The organism is Bacillus sp. AMCV2 (genome assembly GCF_056033925.1).
In genome coordinates this window covers 2,578,213-2,595,270 of record NZ_JBVYIB010000002.1, presented here as the reverse complement: position 1 = coordinate 2,595,270, position 17,058 = coordinate 2,578,213, and the positions used below count along the sequence as shown (strand labels likewise).

Here is a 17,058-nt window from a genome sequence, read left to right as displayed (position 1 = left end):
GTCACTAAATTATTGAGGGGATTTTTTAAAGGGGGAGAGAACAGTGCACAGCTTACTCGCATACATACCGATCGCTGCCATGATGGTTATCATGCCGGGGGCAGATACGATGCTTGTGATGAAAAATACGCTTAGGTATGGCCCGAAAGCCGGCCGTTATAACATTCTCGGATTGGCAACAGGACTTTCCTTTTGGACGGTGATTGCCATTTTAGGGTTATCAGTGGTGATCGCAAAGTCAGTGATTCTTTTCACAACGATCAAATATTTGGGAGCGGCATACTTAATTTATTTAGGTGTAAAAAGTTTTTTTGCTAAAAGTATGTTTTCGTTAGATGACATGCAATCCCAAGCAAAAAATATGGCAAGTTCTCCGAAACGGTATTATAAAACTTCCTTTATGCAGGGATCACTCAGTAACATTCTCAATCCTAAAACTGTTTTGGTGTATGTTACAATCATGCCCCAATTTATCAATTTGAACGGAAATATAAACCAGCAGCTCATTATTTTAGCTTCAATCCTAACCTTATTAGCGGTGTTGTGGTTCCTGTTTCTTGTTTATATTATTGATTACGCAAAAAAATGGATGAAAAACTCGAAGTTCCAGCAAGTGTTTCAAAAAATTACCGGAATAATATTAGTAGGTTTCGGCATCAAAACTGGTTTGAGTTAACACTTAAATGAAGTGAATGAAATTTGAAACCAAAGTTTAATTTAGTGTTTGGCCCTATAAAAAAGACAAGGGAGTAAGTATCCCTTGTCTTTTTTTTATTTCATCTTATGTCCTCTGCGGGTTTGCACCTTATACAAAATAATCAATAAAACAAACCAGACCGGGGTTACAAACAAAGCAATACGTGTATCATTCGCCAGTGCCAATATGACAAGAATGAACGCGAGAAATGCAAGTGTTAAATAGTTGGATAATGGGTAAAAAGGCATTTTAAATTTGTTTGCTTTCGCTTCATGCTGCCTTGTTTTTCGATATTTCAAATGGCAAATCACTGTGATGCCCCAAATAAAAATGAAGCATATTGTAGAAACACTTGTAATCAGTGTGAAGACTTGCTCGGGCATTAAATAATTCAGGCTAACGCCAATCAGAATGGCGACGGATGAAAAGAACAGCGCATTGCTTGGCACGTTAGAAGAAGTTAATTTCTTTAATAGTCCAGGTGCGTGATGATCCTTTGCAAGTGAATAGACCATTCGGCTTGTGCTGAATAAAGCGCTATTTGCAGCTGACGCGGCTGATGTTAATACAACAAAATTGATCAAACTGGCAGCCACAACGATGCCTACTGCAGAGAAGACCTGAACAAATGGGCTTTCGTTTGGATTCAACACATTCCAAGGATAGATACACATAATCACGAAAAGTGCGCCAACATAAAAAAGTAAAATCCGGACAGGGATTTGATTGATGGCTTTAGGGATCACTTTTTGGGGATTTTCTGTTTCACCTGCTGTCAGCCCAACAAGTTCAATACCCACGAAAGCGAAGACGACCATTTGGAACGATAGGATAAACCCATGCCATCCATTTGGGAACATGCCGCCGTGGCTCCAAAGGTTGGTGAGGCTGGCAGGGCCGGAAGCTGCGGAAAAACCTTTCGCAATCAGGAAAATACCAGTTACGATCAGAGCCAGTATGGCAATGACTTTGATCAATGCAAACCAAAATTCTAATTCTCCGAAAAGTTTAACGGTGGCAAGGTTCATGATCAGCAGGATAATAAGCGCAAGAAGACCCGGCAGCCATTGAGGCACATCGGGAAGCCAATATTGCGTATAAATGCCAACCGCCGTTAAATCAGCCATCGCGAGGGAAATCCAACAGAACCAGTAGGTCCACCCAGTGATAAACGCTGCCATGTTTCCTAAATAGTCCCTTACAAAATCAACAAAAGAGTGGTATCCCGCATTTGATAAGAGCAGTTCTCCGAGCGAACGCATAATGAAAAAGCAAAATACGCCGGTGATCAAGTAAGCAAATAAAATGGATGGTCCTGCAAAATGGATGGATTTACCTGAACCTAAAAATAAACCTGTACCGATTGCACCTCCAATCGCCATTAATTGTATATGCCTGTTTTTAAGGCCTCTAGACAATTTCTGTTGCTGGCCAAAATTGTCTTTGCTAGAATTGCCTATCAATTTTATTTTCCTCCAGTAATAAAAAGATGAGTAAAGTTTTATCGGATATTATAACATTTAAAAGAATAGATACTTTTATTTTTAAATTTTAAAACTATTTTAAGTGCTGTTACATGTCTTCTGGCTCTATTTTCACTCGTTGATTCTACCTGAATAGCAGAGTAAAACAGGAAAGTCATTTGGACAACTGACAGCCTAGTTTTAATCGGTAACGATTTGTATAATTGCATACCCACTATGATTGAGGCCTGCAGGGGGGATCAAATCGAGAGAATCGGAGATAAAGTTTTTAAGCTTACAGATTCCTTAACCTTCAAGGTGGATTGCAAAAATGACGAAGTTTTGCATATTGTAATACTGCGGCGGTCACATAGAGTGTCCGTCTTTTTTGTTGTGAACGAACTTAAGGGGTTATAATTAGGAAAAATGTCCTGATCTATAAGATTCATTTTTTGTCATTGATGATTTTGACATCATTACATTCCCCAAGAATGATAAACTGTTTACTGATTATTACTTTTGAAGGGGACTGGCCCTCAAGAACTGCGAATCTATCATACTAATATGAGATGCAAATGATTCAAAATGTAAATATATACGCATAAAAGCCAGCTTTGTCAATCTGCTATAGAGACCTTTTTAAACGTGTATCAGCAGATAATCTCAACGCGGACTATAAAGTTTCGAAATATTCTTGTTAATGGCTTATCTAATAAGGACAAAGGATGATAGACGTGAGAAGAAAAGATAAAATATACCATCAGCTCATGCATAATTTTCATGATTCAACCTTAGATCATCTTTTAAAAATACAAGGGAATTCAGCAAAGGAAATTGCCGAGCAGCTGAAAATGGAGCGGTCTAATGTCAGCTTTGAATTGAACAATCTCGTCCGGTCCAAAAAGGTCATCAAAATTAAAACGTTTCCTGTAAGATACATCCCAGTCGAGATAGCAGAAAAATTATTCAACAAGAAATGGGATACAGAGATGATGGAAGTGAAAGACCTTCAGGCGTTTTCCGGAAATTCAAAGCAAAAACATCAACACATTTCCACGAATCCCTTAGAGCTTATGATAGGGGCAAAAGGGAGTTTGAAGAAAGCGATCTCCCAGGCAAAAGCAGCTGTCTTTTATCCGCCGAACGGTCTGCATATGCTCCTCCTAGGGCCGACTGGTTCCGGTAAATCCCTTTTTGCGAACCGAATTTACCAGTTTGCCATTTACTCTGACATATTGAAGGCCGGCGCACCATTTATTACATTTAACTGTGCAGACTACTACAACAACCCTCAATTATTGCTTTCTCAATTATTCGGACACAAAAAAGGTTCATTTACAGGTGCTGCCGAGGATAAGGCAGGTTTAGTCGAACAAGCCAATGGGGGCATTCTTTTTATGGATGAAATCCACCGTCTCCCTCCCGAGGGACAAGAAATGCTGTTTTATTTTATTGACAGCGGTTCTTATAACAGGCTTGGAGAATCTGAACATAAACGAACATCGAATGTATTGTTTATTTGTGCGACTACAGAAAATCCGAGTTCTGCACTATTGAAAACATTTTTGCGAAGAATCCCAATGACCATTCATATTCCTTCGCTTGAAGAACGATCGCTTAAAGAAAGAGTAGATTTGACGACGTTTTTATTAGGGAAAGAAGCAGAGCGAATTAAGAAGAATCTGAGTGTGCATATCGATGTCTATAATGCGCTTATTCATTCTGCGAAATTTGGGAATGTCGGACAGCTGAAATCAAATGTCCAGTTAGTTTGCGCACACGGATTTTTGCATAACCTTGACAGAAATGAGGTTATTGAACTGACTGTTCGCGATCTGCCTGATGAAATCAAGCAAGAATGGATGTCCAGCAGCAAAAACATGCAAAGAAGCAAAGCCATTTCTGAATATGTCAATATTACAACGATTATCTCTCCGATTGTAGAAGATGAAACAACAAAAATTGACGAAGACCTCTCATTTAACTTATATCATTTGATTGAGGAAAAAGTGAAAACGCTTATGAAAGAAGGTTTATCCAAAAAGGATATTAACCAATACATCTTGACTGATGTCCATTTGCATGTCAGAAGTTTTTTTCACCATCAAGCTTTTCAAAAAGACAACCTGCTGACATTCGTTGAAGATGATGTGATTCAAATGACAAAACAGTTAAAAGAAATAGCTGAACATGAGCTGGATTGCACATTTGACCGTAAGTTTATTTATTTCTTGAGTATGCATATTGACGCATTTTTAAAGCGAGGAAAGCAAATTGATGTTTTGAATACACAGGAGACGGATGAAATTCGTGATACTCATGTGAAAGAATATCGGGTGGCGATGATTTTTAAAGATAAAATTCAGGAATATTTTAAAGTGGCTATTCCTGAAATAGAAGTCATCTACTTAACGATGTTAATCCATTCCATCAAATCGTTAAAGGAGAACAAAAGAGTCGGTATCATCGTGGCTGCTCATGGAAACAGCACGGCGAGTTCGATGGTTGAAGTCGCGACAGAACTGCTAGGGAGCACGCCGATTGCAGCAGTTGACATGCCGCTTTCTGTTTCACCTTCGGACATTATTGAATGCGTAGCGGAAAAAATGAAACAGGTTGATGAAGGTGAAGGTGTTTTAATGCTGGTAGATATGGGGTCGCTTGCAATGATGGAAAGCAGGCTGGAGGAAAAGACAGGCATTTCCATCAAAACGATCAGCAATGTTACGACTTCAATGGTGCTGGATGCTGTCAGAAAGGTAAACTATTTGAATTTAAATTTGCATGCGATCTATCAATCGGTCACGAAGGATTTTATCGAGTTGTGGGAGCGTCAGCCAGCGGCACCCGGCAAAAAGAAGGCATTGGTATCCATCTGCACGACGGGCAGCGGAACGGCCAAAAAGCTGGAAGACATTCTAACCACGATCGTAAACAAGGCCTCCGATACCCCGATTCACATATTGACCGTATCATCGATTAAGCTGGCCAACAGCATAAAAGAAATCGAAAAAGAGTATGAAATCCTTGCGACAGTCGGAACGAAAGACCCTAAAATCAATGCTCCGCATGTATCTTTAGAAGTGTTAATTGAAGGGGAGGGAGAGAAGCTGATTCAACAGGCGATTACAAAAGGAAGCATCCCCTTGAGCAATGGATTGAACGAAGCAAATATGATTGTCAGGGAGCTTTGCGAGGATAGTCTGAAAAAATACCTTGTCTTCTTGAATCCTCATCATGTGATCGAAATGTTATTGGAGTGGCTGCAAACCGTTCAAGATGAGCTGGGAGTCATTTTCAATAATGCGGTTTTGATCAAAGTCATTATGCACACGGCTTTCGCCTTTGAAAGGGTAATTAAGCAGAACCCGATCGCTTTCTCGGAGGAAGAAGAGATCAATGATCAGCTGAAGGAAATGGTGTACGTGACAGAGCGAACATTAGCCCCTTATGAAGAAAAGCTCGGACTTCGCATAAGTGATGATGAAAAATTATTTATAGCCGCCATATTTGCTGAAGAAGTGCATGGCCAGCTGTTTTAAAAATAGTTTTTTTATATGAACCTGTATTAAATGGAACACCATTTTAATACAGGTTTATTTTTTTCGTTTTAAGTGTTTCAACAACAAATTGCTATTGGCTGAAATAACAATGAAAACGCTTAACACAACTGTGTTGGCACGATCCTTGCATTATATATGGATGTACAAAACAGGAAAGGAGCAATAGATATGATTTCAGTTATTATCAGCGGTCATGGAGATTTCCCCATAGCATTAAAAGAATCTTCAGGGATGATATTCGGTGAAGAAAATAACCTGATTGCAGTGCCGTTTTTTAAAGGGGAAGGAATACAAACGTTGCAAGAAAAATATCATCAGGCGCTCAAGGATATCCCGGAAGAACATGAAGTGCTTTTTTTAGTCGATATTTTTGGAGGGACGCCATATAACGCGGCAGCTTCCTTTATTGCTGAGGATCAAAGAATGGATATGGCAGCCGGCGTAAACCTGCCGATTCTGCTGGAGGTATTAAGCCTGAGAGAACATCTGGCTCTCAAAGATTTGCTGAACAACTTAAAAGCAATGAGTCAGCAAAGCTTTCAAGTGTGCAGTGAACATTTAGAAAAAGTAAAAACAGCCAATCAAGATACAAGAGAGGATGAATTATGATGAACATTGTGTTAGCAAGAATTGATGACCGCTTTATTCACGGCCAAATCCTGACAAGGTGGATAAAAGTCCATGCAGCCGACCGAATCATCGTTGTCTCCGACGATATTGCTCAGGACGAAATGAGAAAAACGCTGATCCTTTCTGTTGCGCCTTCAAATGTAAAGGCGAGTGCCGTCTCGGTTTCTAAAATGGCAAAAGCATTTCATAGTCCGCGCTACGAAGGGGTAACGGCAATGCTCTTGTTTGAAAATCCGTCCGATATTGTATCTCTTATAGAAGCAGGTGTACCGATCAAAACCGTAAACGTGGGGGGAATGCGTTTTGAAAATCATCGCAGGCAAATCACAAAATCAGTCAGTGTCACAGAACAAGATATAAAGGCATTTGAAACATTAAGTGACAAGGGCGTGAAACTGGAATTGAGGCAGCTGCCTTCAGATGCCAGTGAGGATTTTGTACAGATTTTACGGAACGTAACAAAATAATCAAGGGGATGAGAATATGTCTTCATTACAAATTATTTTGTTGTTAATCATTGCAGCAATCACCGGAATCGCAAGTGTATTGGATGAAGGGCAGACACACCGTCCGCTTGTGGCCTGTACGTTGGTTGGCTTGGTGCTCGGGGACTTAAAAACGGGAATTATTCTTGGAGGCACACTGGAGCTGATGGCGCTCGGCTGGATGAACGTCGGGCTTGCCATGGCACCTGATACAGCGATCGCCTCTGTCATCTCAACCATTTTAGTTATTACCGCTGATCAGGGAATTGGCGAAGGGATTGCTGTCGCTGTTGCTTTAGCAGCTGCGGGTCAGGCGCTGACGATTTTTGTTCGGACGATCACTGTCTTTTTCATCCACCGCGCTGATCAATATGCAAAAGCGGGAAATATAAAAGGAATTGAAATTATGCATATTACCGCGATGGTGTTTCAAGCTTTGCGCGTCATGATTCCTACATTGATTGTTGCTTTAATTAGTGTCAGCGCTGTTCAGGCGTTCTTGGGAAATATTCCTGATGTCATTACAAAAGGACTGCAAATAGGCGGAGGCATTATTGTGGTTGTCGGGTATGCCATGGTGATCAATATGATGAATATTCCTTATTTAAAGCCATTTTTCTATATTGGTTTCTTATTAGCGGCGTTTACCGATTTTAACTTAGTGGGATTTGGAGCCCTTGGTCTCTGTCTGGCGCTTTTATACCAGCAGGTGATGCAAAAACAAAGCGCTCACGGAGCAGTCGCGGCCGCATCAGACAGTGGCAGTGTTGCTGTTTATGATGACGATGATGATGATCTTGATGCCTAAACGATGAGGGGGGAAGAAAAAATGGAGAAAGAAAAACGATTAACGAAAAAAGAAATTTTAAGCATGTTTATTCGTTCAAATTTTTTACTCGGTTCCTTTAACTTCGAACGTGTGCAGGCAATGGGATATTGTTATGTCATGATACCGGCGATCAAAAAATTGTACGGTCCCGGAGCGAAAAGAAACGAAGCCTTGCAGCGGCATTTGGAATGGTTTAATACACATCCGTGGCTGACAGCGCCTATATTTGGCGTGACGGCAGCCATGGAAGAAGAAATGGCGAACAATAAAGGAATTGACGGAAAAGCGATAAGCGGAATGAAAATCGGTTTGATGGGACCAATAGCGGGCGTAGGCGACCCGATTTTCTGGGGAACGATTCGTCCTGTCTTAGCTGCGCTAGGAGCCTCCCTTGCTTTAGGAGGAAACATTGCCGGTCCTTTGCTATTCTTTTTCTTGCTGAATGCCATAAGATTAAGCACAAAATATTACGGATTAAAGTATGGCTATGTGAAAGGAATGGAGATTCTTCAGGATTTAGCGGGGAATCGCATTCAAAAGCTTACAGAGGGCGCTTCGATTCTCGGATTATTTGTTATGGGGGCTCTCGTGTCCAAATGGACCACCATCAACATTCCAATCGTTGTATCCAGGATTAAGGATGAAAGCGGAAAAGTAGATGTTCAAACTGTACAAAACGTGTTAGACAGCATTATGCCGGGTGCGCTGCCTCTCGGATTAACGTTATTGGTGGCATGGATGCTTCGCAAAGGGGTGAATCCTCTTCTCATTATTTGCGGCATCTTTGTCATCGGGATTCTCGGGTATTGGGCTGGATTCTTAGCATAAGCTGTGTGAAGGAAAAAGAGAGAAACTGCAGCAGTCTTTTCATATATAAATCATTCGGATAACAGCGAAACAGAGGAGAATTGCCAGAAACGGACCAGCTTGCTTAGCAGTCTCTCTTGAAAGTGTTCAAACATGAAGAGAGGAGCGAAGGAACAAATGAAAAAGAGACTTATTCAAGTCATGATCATGTTCACCCTGCTGTTGACTATGGCATTTTCGGCAGATGCAGCCGATTCAAGCTACTATGATGAGGATTACCGTCCTCAATACCACTTCACACCAGAGGCAAACTGGATGAATGACCCAAACGGAATGGTATATTATGCCGGGGAATATCACTTGTTCTATCAATACCATCCATACGGGCTTCAGTGGGGGCCCATGCATTGGGGGCATGCCGTCAGCAAAGATTTGGTTACATGGGAACACCTTCCTGTTGCGCTGTATCCGGATGAAAAAGGCACGATCTTTTCTGGAAGCGCAGTTGTAGATAAAAATAACACTAGCGGTTTTCAAACAGGCAAAGAGAGGCCGCTTGTGGCCATTTATACACAGGATCGGGAAGGCCATCAAGTGCAAAGTATTGCCTATAGCAACGACAAAGGAAGAACATGGACGAAATACGCTGGCAACCCTGTCATTCCAAACCCGGGTAAAAAAGATTTTCGCGATCCAAAAGTCTTTTGGTATGAGAAAGAAAAAAAGTGGGTAATGGTGCTTGCGGCCGGTGACCGAATCCTCATTTATACATCAAAAAATCTGAAGCAGTGGACGTATGCAAGTGAATTTGGACAGGGTCAAGGAAGCCACGGGGGAGTATGGGAATGCCCGGATTTATTTGAGCTTCCGGTAGACGGCAATCCGAATCAAAAGAAATGGGTCATGCAGGTCAGTGTCGGAAACGGAGCGGTCTCGGGAGGATCAGGCATGCAATATTTTGTAGGGGACTTTGATGGAACTCATTTTAAAAATGAAAACCCGTCAAACAAAGTTCTCTGGACGGATTACGGCAGAGACTTTTATGCCGCTGTATCCTGGTCCGATATTCCAGCCACAGATAGTCGGAGACTATGGTTAGGGTGGATGAGCAATTGGCAATATGCGAATGATGTTCCGACATCCCCATGGAGAAGTGCAACGTCCATTCCAAGAGAGTTAAAATTGAAAGCGTTTACCGAAGGGGTTAGAGTGGTCCAAACACCAGTGAAAGAGCTGGAAACGATTCGCGGGACCTCTAAGAAGTGGAAGAATCTGACCATATCGCCTGCAAGTCATAATGTGTTAGCAGGGCAATCTGGAGATGCCTATGAAATAAATGCAGAATTTAAAGTAAGCCCTGGTTCAGCTGCTGAATTTGGTTTTAAGGTCCGAACAGGTGAAAATCAATTTACGAAGGTCGGCTATGACCGAAGGAACGCCAAATTGTTCGTTGACCGGAGCGAGTCGGGCAACGACACCTTTAATCCGGCCTTTAACACCGGAAAAGAAACAGCCCCATTGAAGCCGGTAAATGGGAAGGTTAAGATGCGCATTTTTGTTGACCGCTCCTCGGTTGAAGTATTTGGGAATGACGGAAAGCAGGTCATAACGGATATTATTCTCCCAGACCGATCAAGCAAAGGGCTTGAATTATATGCTGCAAAGGGCGGTGTAAAGGTAAAATCTTTAACCATACACCCTTTAAAAAAGGTATGGGGAACGTCACCTTTTATGTCCAATATGACTGGCTGGACGACTGTAAATGGCACGTGGGCCGACACAATTGAGGGGAAACAAGGGAGGTCGGACGGAGATTCCTTTATCTTGTCTTCAGCATCCGGGTCAGACTTCACTTATGAATCTGATATCACCATTAAGGATGGAAACGGAAGAGGGGCAGGAGCACTAATGTTTCGCTCTGACAAAGATGCCAAAAACGGTTATCTTGCCAATGTGGACGCGAAGCATGACCTGGTGAAATTCTTTAAATTTGAGAACGGTGTTGCTTCTGTCATTGCTGAATACAAAACACCGATAGACGTTAATAAAAAGTATCATCTGAAAACAGAGGCCGAGGGCGATCGCTTTAAAATCTATTTAGATGATCGTCTTGTGATTGATGCAAATGATTCCGCATTTTCAGAAGGCCAATTTGGCTTGAATGTGTGGGACGCGACTGCTGTCTTTCAGAATGTAAAGAAGGAGTCTTAATTTTAAAAAAGGCACAGACCCGAACAGTCTGTGCCTTCTCGTTATTTTAACAAATTTAAAGATTCGCGGTTAAATGCTTCCAAATCATCAGGTGTTCTGCTTGTGACAATGTTGTGGCTGACGACTACTTCTGCATCTTTGTAGTTTGCACCGGCATTGATTAAATCTTTGCGGATGCTGCGGTAGCCTGTGATATCTTTGCCTTTTAGAAGATCCGTATCAATCAGTACTTGCGGGCCGTGGCAAATTGCGAAAACAGGTTTTTTGTTTTCGACAAATGCTTTTGCGAATTCACCCGGACGGTCATCTGCACGAAGCAAATCCGGAGAGAATCCCCCAGGAATTAAAAGTGCATCAAAGTCACTTGCATCCACATCAGAGATGGCTTTGTCAATCTTTACTTTCTCGCCATGCTTACCGGTCACTTCTTTGCCGGCTTCCAAATCGATAGCTACAACACTGTAGCCAGCTTCTTCGTATGCTTTTACCGGACTTGTATATTCGATGTCTTCGAATTGGTCTGTAACAAGAACTGCAATTTTTTTGCTCATAAAAAACCCTCCTAATAACTCTCTATTCATAGAATAACAGGAAGATTGACCGGCCTTCAAAATATTTGCTTAACGAGATCGTTTTTCGTGAGTTTCAATAAAAGCGGGTCAGCCCATATAAGGACTTACCTATTACAATGTGGAAATATCAATCACAAATCGATAACGGACATCGCTTCGGAGGATACGTTCGTATGCTTCGTCCACTTGGTCAGCTCGGATGACTTCGATTTTAGGTTCGATGTCATGCTCAGCTGCGAAATCCAGCATCTCTTGAGTTTCTTGAATTCCGCCGACTAGAGAACCTGCAATGCTGCGGCGCCCCATGATTAGGGAAAACACACTGTATGTGTCCGGCTTGGCAGGAGCTCCAACGTTTACAAGTGTCCCGTCTATACGAAGCATTGATAAATAGGCATCCACATCAAGATTCGCCGATACCGTATTTAAGATCACGTCAAAACGCCCGGCCAATGCAGTGAATGTAGCTGGGTCACTTGTTGCAAAGTAATGATTTGCACCGAGTTCCAGAGCTTCTTCTTTCTTATTCATGGAACGGCTCAGGACGGTTACCTCTGCACCCATCGCATGTGCAAATTGAATCGCCAAATGTCCAAGGCCACCCACGCCTACAATCGCAACCTTTTTACCAGGGCCAACATTCCAGTGTTTCAGCGGGGAATACGTTGTGATACCTGCACACAACAGCGGACTGGCAACATCCATTTCCAAACGGTCTGGTATGCGAACAACAAATCTGTCAGTGACAACGATTTTTTGGCTGTACCCGCCATAAGTGGGGTTTCCGTCGTAGTCTACTGAGTTATACGTTTGAACAACACCCTTCGTGCAGAATTGTTCCTCTCCGTTGAGACAGTATTCGCATTCTCCGCAAGAGTCAACAAAACAGCCGACACCAACGCGGTCTCCGACAGCAAACTTGGTGACTTCTGCTCCAACGGCTGTTACGACACCGGCTATTTCATGTCCTGGCACCATTGGGAAGATGCCACCGCCCCATTCATCAAAAGCACTATGAATGTCTGAATGGCAAATACCGCTGAATTTAATATCGATTAAGACATCGTGCGGCCGTAATTCTCTTCGCTCAATCGTCGTTTGTTCAAATTTGGCTTTTGCATGTGACACGCTTAATACACGGGTTTGATGTTGAGTACACATATGAACCTTTCCTTTCTTCATCATAAGTGTTGTAAAAAAACATGCACTTATTTATGTTTTATGGTGTCTTCAACATAACGATAAACCTTAAAGTCTGCTTTAAGGCAAGGGTTTTTTTAAAATAGCATTTAAAATGAACCTGATTTATAAGGTGAGCTACAGTCAGCAATTAACGCAGAAACTGTAATCATGCTGCGATCCCGGGGTGAAAGTTCTTCCTCTCTTGCCCAAATGTCACCGAATAGAACATCATCATGAAGTTCAGCAAACTTTGGCGCAAATTCTCCTAATTGTTCTCTTCCGGCAGTTTGTTTATTTGCCATTCAGCAATCCCTCCATCTAAACTGTTTTTATTGCATGGAGAAGTATAGAGCTTAAAGTGTGCTTTAAGACAAGTCCCGAATATATAAACCCAGATTCAGCAGCTAACCACTTGTTTTGAGCTTGACTTAAAGTTAACTTTAAGTGTTACCTTCACAACATGCAGGATAGAGAGGTGAAGATCATGAATATTGCTCAGGTGGCAAAGCAGTTTGGCCTGACAGCCGCAACACTCAGATATTACGAACGTGTAGGATTAATCCCGCCTGTAAAACGAAAAGACAGCGGCATTCGCGACTATGATGAAGAAGATATCAAATGGATTGAATTCATTAAATGCATGCGAAATGCGGGACTATCGATAGAAGCGCTAATTGAATATACAACATTATTTACCGAAGGTGACCGTACGGTAGAAGCTCGAAAAAATATCCTGGCTGACGAACGACAGCGGCTGATAGAGAAGCGGAAAGAAATTGATGAAACAATTAAGAGATTAGACACAAAAATTAAAGATTATGATGGGAAATTGCGCGAAAATGGAGGCAAAGCTCAAAAGCAGGCCTAAAACGGAAAGTCTTCACGGATCAGTGGAGCAAAGAAGGTAGCATTCTTTGCGTGTGAAGAGGGCAGGTTAAAACCAAGGATTTTGATTCTGGCCTGTTTTCTCCATCAAGAGATCGCATAAAAAGAGGTGGTTACGATTCCTTATTTGGATTGGAGAATTTGCAAACATTATCGGAGAACAGATGGAGAAAAGCGGTTAATCTATTTACGGTCATAGAACCCGAACAAACAGTGCTCATTTTGAAGCTGAGGAACAGTTGTGCACAATCAATACTGTTCCTCAGCAAATCACTCATTGTATGTTAAAGGGTTGGCAATTGAATGGCTGTATCAATATTTTTTAAATTCAGCTTGACTTGTTCGTCTGTGTTCCAAGGATGGTACCAGCCTTTTTCCATCATATAGCTTGAGAGTTGTTCGTGCATATCGAGTGCTTCTTCCAAATGACGGACAAGGACCTCCTTCACTTCAGGCGTTCCGGCTTCAGTTGCTGCCATCGCATAATTTCTGACTCCGTTTTTTGCTGCAATTAATAAGTCCATAGCAATGATTTGGTCTGTTAGAACATTCATGCCGGTCAGATATTCAATGATAGGATTCATTATTCAATCATCTCCTCATTCATGCTTTGCATTAGATAAAATAGAGGCGAATTCCTGCAGCTGCCGTGTGGTGATGTCAACGTCTTGCTGCATGATTTCTTTAAGCTTCGGATCAGATACCAGTGCTTTCATTGTTTTAGATTTCGTCAAACAAAGTGTCTTGAAAGCAGTCATTTCTTGAACCTCAAGCACTTCATGTAAGGCGTATTCCATTTCTGTAACCTCCGTTTTTTAAGGCTTTAACACAACTTTGATACAATCATCCATTTTTGAATCAAAAATGTCATAGCCATGCTTGGCTTCACTAAGCGGCAGGACATGGCTGACAACATCTCCCGGATCAATTTTGCCTGTCGATACTAGTTCAAACATGTACGGCATATAGTGGATCACCGGAGCCTGTCCAGAGCGTATATTGACGTTTCGCTGCATAATATCTCCTAACGGAAAACCGTTATATCTGCCTCCATACACACCTGTAATTTGTATGGTTCCTCCTTTGCGAACAGCTTGGGAAGCAATGACCAATGCACTCATCGTTCCGCCATGAAGCTTTAATCCGCTGGCAAGGAACTCGAGATCGCTCATTTTACCATCCATCCCAACAGCGTCAATGACTACATCCGCTCCGCCTTTCGTGATTTCCTTTAAATAATTCCCTGTATTCTCATGGTCTTCAAAATTAACGATTTCTACTTTGTTTGTACGTTTCGCATGCTGTAAGCGATAGTTTACATAGTCAACTGCTATGACGCGTTTTGCGCCTTTTAGCCAACAAAACTTTTGAGCAAACAGGCCGACTGGTCCGCAGCCGAGAACGATAACAGTATCGCCGTCTTTTACACCGGCATTGTCCACACTCCAAAAGCCGGTGGTCATAGCATCGGCAATCACGCTTAATTTCTCATCGGGTTCCTCACAAGATTCAGGGATTTTAAAATGGGTAAAATTCGCAAACGGCACTCTTAAATATTCAGCTTGCCCGCCTGGATAACCGCCAGTTTGCCCTGAATAACCGAAATAAGCACCCATATCTCCGTTGTCATTCGATTGATCACATTGGCTTTCCAGCTGGTTTTTACAAAAAAAACATTCACCGCAGGCGATCGTAAAAGGGATAATGACGCGGTCTCCTTTTTTTACCTTTGTAACCCCTGGCCCAACTTCTTCAACAATTCCCATCGGTTCATGGCCAATGACATAGTCTTCTTGCATATTAGGAATGAATCCATGGATTAAGTGTAAATCTGATCCGCAAATGGCTGTACTGGTGACTTTGATAATCATGTCATCGGATTTTTCAATCTTTGGATCGGGGACATCTTTGACAACAACATTTTTAATGCCTTGATACGTTACTGCCTTCATGCTTAAAACCTCCAGTGTTAGTGTTCATCAGGTGTCCGGTCAAACATCCCTTTTCGATTTGTTTCATCAGGAAAGAGGTTCATATTGCCGACCATGATCGTGTTTTTTGCAGAAAGCTGATCCAGCTTATACTGTTCGCTCAGCTCATATGGATGGAACCATTTTTTGCTGATCATCAGTTCCGTAATCTCTTGGTGCATCGCAATTCCTTGCATCAGCTGTTTCCGCAGCAAGGCTCTTACATCTGGTGAAGCGGTTTCTGTCAAAGCTACAGCAGTATTCCTTACGCCTTCCTTAGCTCGTATAAGAAAATCCATCGCGAATGTAGTGTCTGCTAGTTCAGGCACATTCAGCGAATTAATGGGGTCTAAATGATCATTATTCAAAGAGGCTTACCTTCCTTTCAATTGATGATTGGCGTTGGGCGGCTTTGAGGGACAGGGGCCTGAAATGAGGCACGCTCATACACCGCCTGTAATTCAGTAAGGTCTTGAATGGATTGCTGCACATCTTTTTGCATCAAGTCCTTCAGTTCTTGGTCAAACACAAGCCCTTGCATTAACTTTGATTTCGCTATACAAAGTGTTTTAAAGTTCACGATTTCATGTAAGTCAACAGCCTCATGAGCTGCCAATGTTTGATGATCCATATTGATGTAACCTCCTTTTATCAACGTTACATTTCCCGAAATGACGTTGAAGCATACAGAAAGTACACTCGGTATCATTTTTTGTTTTAAGAATCGCTTTTTTTGCTCGTTAGCGTACATTTCTTATGACAAGGAATAAACGGCACTTAAATCTGAAATAAGGTGAAGTATGGAAATTTATTTATGTAAACTTGACATAGTGCTGTCAGGTTTCCTTTTGTATCATTAAATTGGATGACCAGTAAAAAGTATGGTTTTATAGGAGGCACTCGATATGAAGCTGTTACAAATTAGACTGTTGGTGAATGATTTTAAGAAAAGCGTCGAGTTTTACAAAGATTCATTAGGACTTCCAATAAGTTGGTTAGAGAATGAAATGGAATATGCACTCTTTGATAATGGGGAAACGAAAATAGAGCTTTTATCTCGAGAAACGATGGCTGAAATCGTTGGAGAGGAAAAAAAGTCCTTGGAAGGAGAAGCTCAATCAAAATTTTTGCTTCAGTTTAAGGTAGAAGATGTTGATAAAACATATGACGATTTACACGAAAAAGGAGTTAAATGTGTGAATAAACCGCATGATCGCAAGGAATGGAGTGCCCGAGTTGCTCACTTCAGAGATCCTGATCATAATCTGATTGAAATATATAAAATGTTATGATTTTTCGACTCGCAAAATCATAGAATAACGTTTGATAACGTACCTCATCATTTTTATACGCCCTGGTAAAAGAAAGCAAAGTCATAATAGGTTGCGGACACTGAACTTGCAACATTTACGCTGATTTGTTTGGTGTCCGTTTTTGATTGGTGAAAAAGGTGGAGTATCCATGAATCGAGGAGAAGCGTGGATACAAGGAAGCAGTACACTGATTGAGTTAATTGGTGGGCACGAAGCCGCTTAATCCATGTCCTTTTTCCTGATTGTCAATCGTGATTACCGACTGGAGAAATGATTAAGAGCCAAATGTAACACACCATCAATATCAAGCCTGAATACCATTTATTTTGTATCCTTAATTGTCGAAAACATAGGAATAATTCCACTTTTGAAAGATCTAGTTTATGGTACATTGATAAATATATGGGAGGGGAGGGGGCATGGTATCTGAAAGTAAATCCTTAACTGGATG

General features: G+C 41.6%; 20 protein-coding genes and 1 pseudogene. 11 read left to right on the top strand and 10 right to left on the bottom strand.

The window, feature by feature from the left end; all coding sequences use genetic code 11:
* Positions 1–43: 43 nt before the first annotated feature.
* Positions 44–676 (top strand): LysE family transporter, encoded by a 633-nt coding sequence (locus AC0OMA_RS13530; protein WP_181219959.1) that lies wholly within the window; start codon positions 44–46, stop codon positions 674–676.
* 95 nt (positions 677–771) lie between these two features.
* On the opposite strand, the gene AC0OMA_RS13525 is transcribed toward AC0OMA_RS13530, so the two are convergent.
* On the bottom strand, positions 772–2,160 hold the full coding sequence (locus tag AC0OMA_RS13525; RefSeq protein WP_015483487.1) for an amino acid permease: 1,389 nt from the start codon (positions 2,158–2,160) through the stop codon (positions 772–774).
* Positions 2,161–2,198: 38 nt separating this feature from the next.
* Positions 2,199–2,339 carry a hypothetical protein gene (locus tag AC0OMA_RS13520; RefSeq protein ID WP_181219935.1) on the bottom strand — a complete coding sequence of 47 codons (141 nt, stop codon included), beginning with the start codon at positions 2,337–2,339 and terminating at the stop codon, positions 2,199–2,201.
* 555 nt (positions 2,340–2,894) lie between these two features.
* On the opposite strand from AC0OMA_RS13520, the gene levR reads away from it, so the two are divergent.
* The 7 genes from levR (at position 2,895) to sacC (ending at position 10,685) form a co-directional block, all read left to right on the top strand.
* Positions 2,895–5,702 carry a transcriptional regulator LevR gene (levR, locus tag AC0OMA_RS13515; protein ID WP_322839726.1) on the top strand — a complete coding sequence of 936 codons (2,808 nt, stop codon included), beginning with the start codon at positions 2,895–2,897 and terminating at the stop codon, positions 5,700–5,702.
* 189 nt (positions 5,703–5,891) lie between these two features.
* Positions 5,892–6,332 carry a PTS fructose transporter subunit IIA gene (gene levD, locus AC0OMA_RS13510; RefSeq protein WP_003246144.1) on the top strand — a complete coding sequence of 147 codons (441 nt, stop codon included), beginning with the start codon at positions 5,892–5,894 and terminating at the stop codon, positions 6,330–6,332.
* Entirely contained in the window at positions 6,332–6,820 is a 489-nt protein-coding gene (gene levE / locus AC0OMA_RS13505) for a PTS fructose transporter subunit IIB (protein WP_004399158.1), read from the top strand. Before levD ends, levE begins: the two co-directional genes overlap by 1 nt.
* Before the next feature lie 16 nt (positions 6,821–6,836).
* Positions 6,837–7,646, top strand: a complete 810-nt coding sequence (levF, locus tag AC0OMA_RS13500) for a PTS fructose transporter subunit IIC (RefSeq protein ID WP_003229833.1) — start codon at positions 6,837–6,839, stop codon at positions 7,644–7,646.
* 21 nt (positions 7,647–7,667) lie between these two features.
* Positions 7,668–8,495, top strand: coding sequence for a PTS fructose transporter subunit IID (gene levG, locus AC0OMA_RS13495; protein ID WP_474222170.1), 828 nt, complete (start codon positions 7,668–7,670; stop codon positions 8,493–8,495).
* A 116-nt stretch (positions 8,496–8,611) separates the two neighbouring features.
* Positions 8,612–8,743: a hypothetical protein gene (locus AC0OMA_RS13490; RefSeq protein WP_223497671.1), complete on the top strand. Its 132-nt coding sequence runs from the start codon at positions 8,612–8,614 to the stop codon at positions 8,741–8,743.
* On the top strand, positions 8,682–10,685 hold the full coding sequence (gene sacC, locus AC0OMA_RS13485) for a levanase (RefSeq protein ID WP_250540426.1): 2,004 nt from the start codon (positions 8,682–8,684) through the stop codon (positions 10,683–10,685). Before AC0OMA_RS13490 ends, sacC begins: the two co-directional genes overlap by 62 nt.
* Before the next feature lie 41 nt (positions 10,686–10,726).
* Here sacC and yraA read toward each other — a convergent pair whose 3' ends face one another.
* The 3 genes from yraA to AC0OMA_RS13470 all read right to left on the bottom strand — a co-directional run bounded on the left by yraA (position 10,727) and on the right by AC0OMA_RS13470 (position 12,741).
* Positions 10,727–11,236, bottom strand: a complete 510-nt coding sequence (gene yraA / locus AC0OMA_RS13480) for a cysteine protease YraA (protein WP_003229836.1) — start codon at positions 11,234–11,236, stop codon at positions 10,727–10,729.
* A gap of 132 nt (positions 11,237–11,368) precedes the next feature.
* Positions 11,369–12,418, bottom strand: coding sequence for an NAD(P)-dependent alcohol dehydrogenase (locus tag AC0OMA_RS13475; RefSeq protein ID WP_047182940.1), 1,050 nt, complete (start codon positions 12,416–12,418; stop codon positions 11,369–11,371).
* Positions 12,419–12,546: 128 nt separating this feature from the next.
* Positions 12,547–12,741 (bottom strand): carboxymuconolactone decarboxylase family protein, encoded by a 195-nt coding sequence (locus tag AC0OMA_RS13470; protein ID WP_047182939.1) that lies wholly within the window; start codon positions 12,739–12,741, stop codon positions 12,547–12,549.
* A gap of 182 nt (positions 12,742–12,923) precedes the next feature.
* On the opposite strand from AC0OMA_RS13470, the pseudogene adhR reads away from it, so the two are divergent.
* Positions 12,924–13,347 (top strand): annotated as a pseudogene (gene adhR, locus AC0OMA_RS13465) (aldehyde stress transcriptional regulator AdhR).
* 261 nt (positions 13,348–13,608) lie between these two features.
* Here adhR and AC0OMA_RS13460 read toward each other — a convergent pair.
* The 5 genes from AC0OMA_RS13460 to AC0OMA_RS13440 are packed head-to-tail and all read right to left on the bottom strand — an operon-like array spanning position 13,609 to position 15,925.
* Positions 13,609–13,908, bottom strand: a complete 300-nt coding sequence (locus tag AC0OMA_RS13460; RefSeq protein WP_047182938.1) for a spore coat protein — start codon at positions 13,906–13,908, stop codon at positions 13,609–13,611.
* Positions 13,909–13,923: 15 nt separating this feature from the next.
* Positions 13,924–14,121 carry a hypothetical protein gene (locus tag AC0OMA_RS13455; protein WP_014480384.1) on the bottom strand — a complete coding sequence of 66 codons (198 nt, stop codon included), beginning with the start codon at positions 14,119–14,121 and terminating at the stop codon, positions 13,924–13,926.
* 18 nt (positions 14,122–14,139) lie between these two features.
* The gene (locus tag AC0OMA_RS13450; RefSeq protein ID WP_047182937.1) at positions 14,140–15,276 is read right to left on the bottom strand and encodes a zinc-dependent alcohol dehydrogenase; all 1,137 of its coding nucleotides are present in this window, start codon (positions 15,274–15,276) and stop codon (positions 14,140–14,142) included.
* A gap of 17 nt (positions 15,277–15,293) precedes the next feature.
* Positions 15,294–15,662, bottom strand: a complete 369-nt coding sequence (locus tag AC0OMA_RS13445) for a spore coat protein (RefSeq protein ID WP_009967868.1) — start codon at positions 15,660–15,662, stop codon at positions 15,294–15,296.
* 17 nt (positions 15,663–15,679) lie between these two features.
* On the bottom strand, positions 15,680–15,925 hold the full coding sequence (locus AC0OMA_RS13440; protein WP_014477469.1) for a hypothetical protein: 246 nt from the start codon (positions 15,923–15,925) through the stop codon (positions 15,680–15,682).
* A gap of 274 nt (positions 15,926–16,199) precedes the next feature.
* On the opposite strand from AC0OMA_RS13440, the gene AC0OMA_RS13435 reads away from it, so the two are divergent.
* Together AC0OMA_RS13435 and AC0OMA_RS13430 are read left to right on the top strand one after the other, a co-directional pair.
* Positions 16,200–16,586 carry a VOC family protein gene (locus AC0OMA_RS13435; RefSeq protein ID WP_015251599.1) on the top strand — a complete coding sequence of 129 codons (387 nt, stop codon included), beginning with the start codon at positions 16,200–16,202 and terminating at the stop codon, positions 16,584–16,586.
* Positions 16,587–16,728: 142 nt separating this feature from the next.
* Entirely contained in the window at positions 16,729–16,830 is a 102-nt protein-coding gene (locus AC0OMA_RS13430) for a hypothetical protein (protein WP_144052044.1), read from the top strand.
* Positions 16,831–17,058 lie beyond the last annotated feature (228 nt).

What these genes read in the sequence shown, in the direction of transcription:
- AC0OMA_RS13520 (WP_181219935.1), bottom strand. Translation starts at nt 2,339, where the DNA reads ATGACTTTCCTGTTTTACTCTGCTATTCAGGTAGAATCAACGAGTGAA.
- levD (WP_003246144.1), top strand. Translation starts at nt 5,892, where the DNA reads ATGATTTCAGTTATTATCAGCGGTCATGGAGATTTCCCCATAGCATTA.
- levE (WP_004399158.1), top strand. Translation starts at nt 6,332, where the DNA reads ATGAACATTGTGTTAGCAAGAATTGATGACCGCTTTATTCACGGCCAA.
- levF (WP_003229833.1), top strand. Translation starts at nt 6,837, where the DNA reads ATGTCTTCATTACAAATTATTTTGTTGTTAATCATTGCAGCAATCACC.
- levG (WP_474222170.1), top strand. Translation starts at nt 7,668, where the DNA reads ATGGAGAAAGAAAAACGATTAACGAAAAAAGAAATTTTAAGCATGTTT.
- sacC (WP_250540426.1), top strand. Translation starts at nt 8,682, where the DNA reads ATGTTCACCCTGCTGTTGACTATGGCATTTTCGGCAGATGCAGCCGAT.
- yraA (WP_003229836.1), bottom strand. Translation starts at nt 11,236, where the DNA reads ATGAGCAAAAAAATTGCAGTTCTTGTTACAGACCAATTCGAAGACATC.
- AC0OMA_RS13475 (WP_047182940.1), bottom strand. Translation starts at nt 12,418, where the DNA reads ATGTGTACTCAACATCAAACCCGTGTATTAAGCGTGTCACATGCAAAA.
- AC0OMA_RS13470 (WP_047182939.1), bottom strand. Translation starts at nt 12,741, where the DNA reads ATGGCAAATAAACAAACTGCCGGAAGAGAACAATTAGGAGAATTTGCG.
- AC0OMA_RS13460 (WP_047182938.1), bottom strand. Translation starts at nt 13,908, where the DNA reads ATGAATCCTATCATTGAATATCTGACCGGCATGAATGTTCTAACAGAC.
- AC0OMA_RS13455 (WP_014480384.1), bottom strand. Translation starts at nt 14,121, where the DNA reads ATGGAATACGCCTTACATGAAGTGCTTGAGGTTCAAGAAATGACTGCT.
- AC0OMA_RS13450 (WP_047182937.1), bottom strand. Translation starts at nt 15,276, where the DNA reads ATGAAGGCAGTAACGTATCAAGGCATTAAAAATGTTGTTGTCAAAGAT.
- AC0OMA_RS13440 (WP_014477469.1), bottom strand. Translation starts at nt 15,925, where the DNA reads ATGGATCATCAAACATTGGCAGCTCATGAGGCTGTTGACTTACATGAA.
- AC0OMA_RS13435 (WP_015251599.1), top strand. Translation starts at nt 16,200, where the DNA reads ATGAAGCTGTTACAAATTAGACTGTTGGTGAATGATTTTAAGAAAAGC.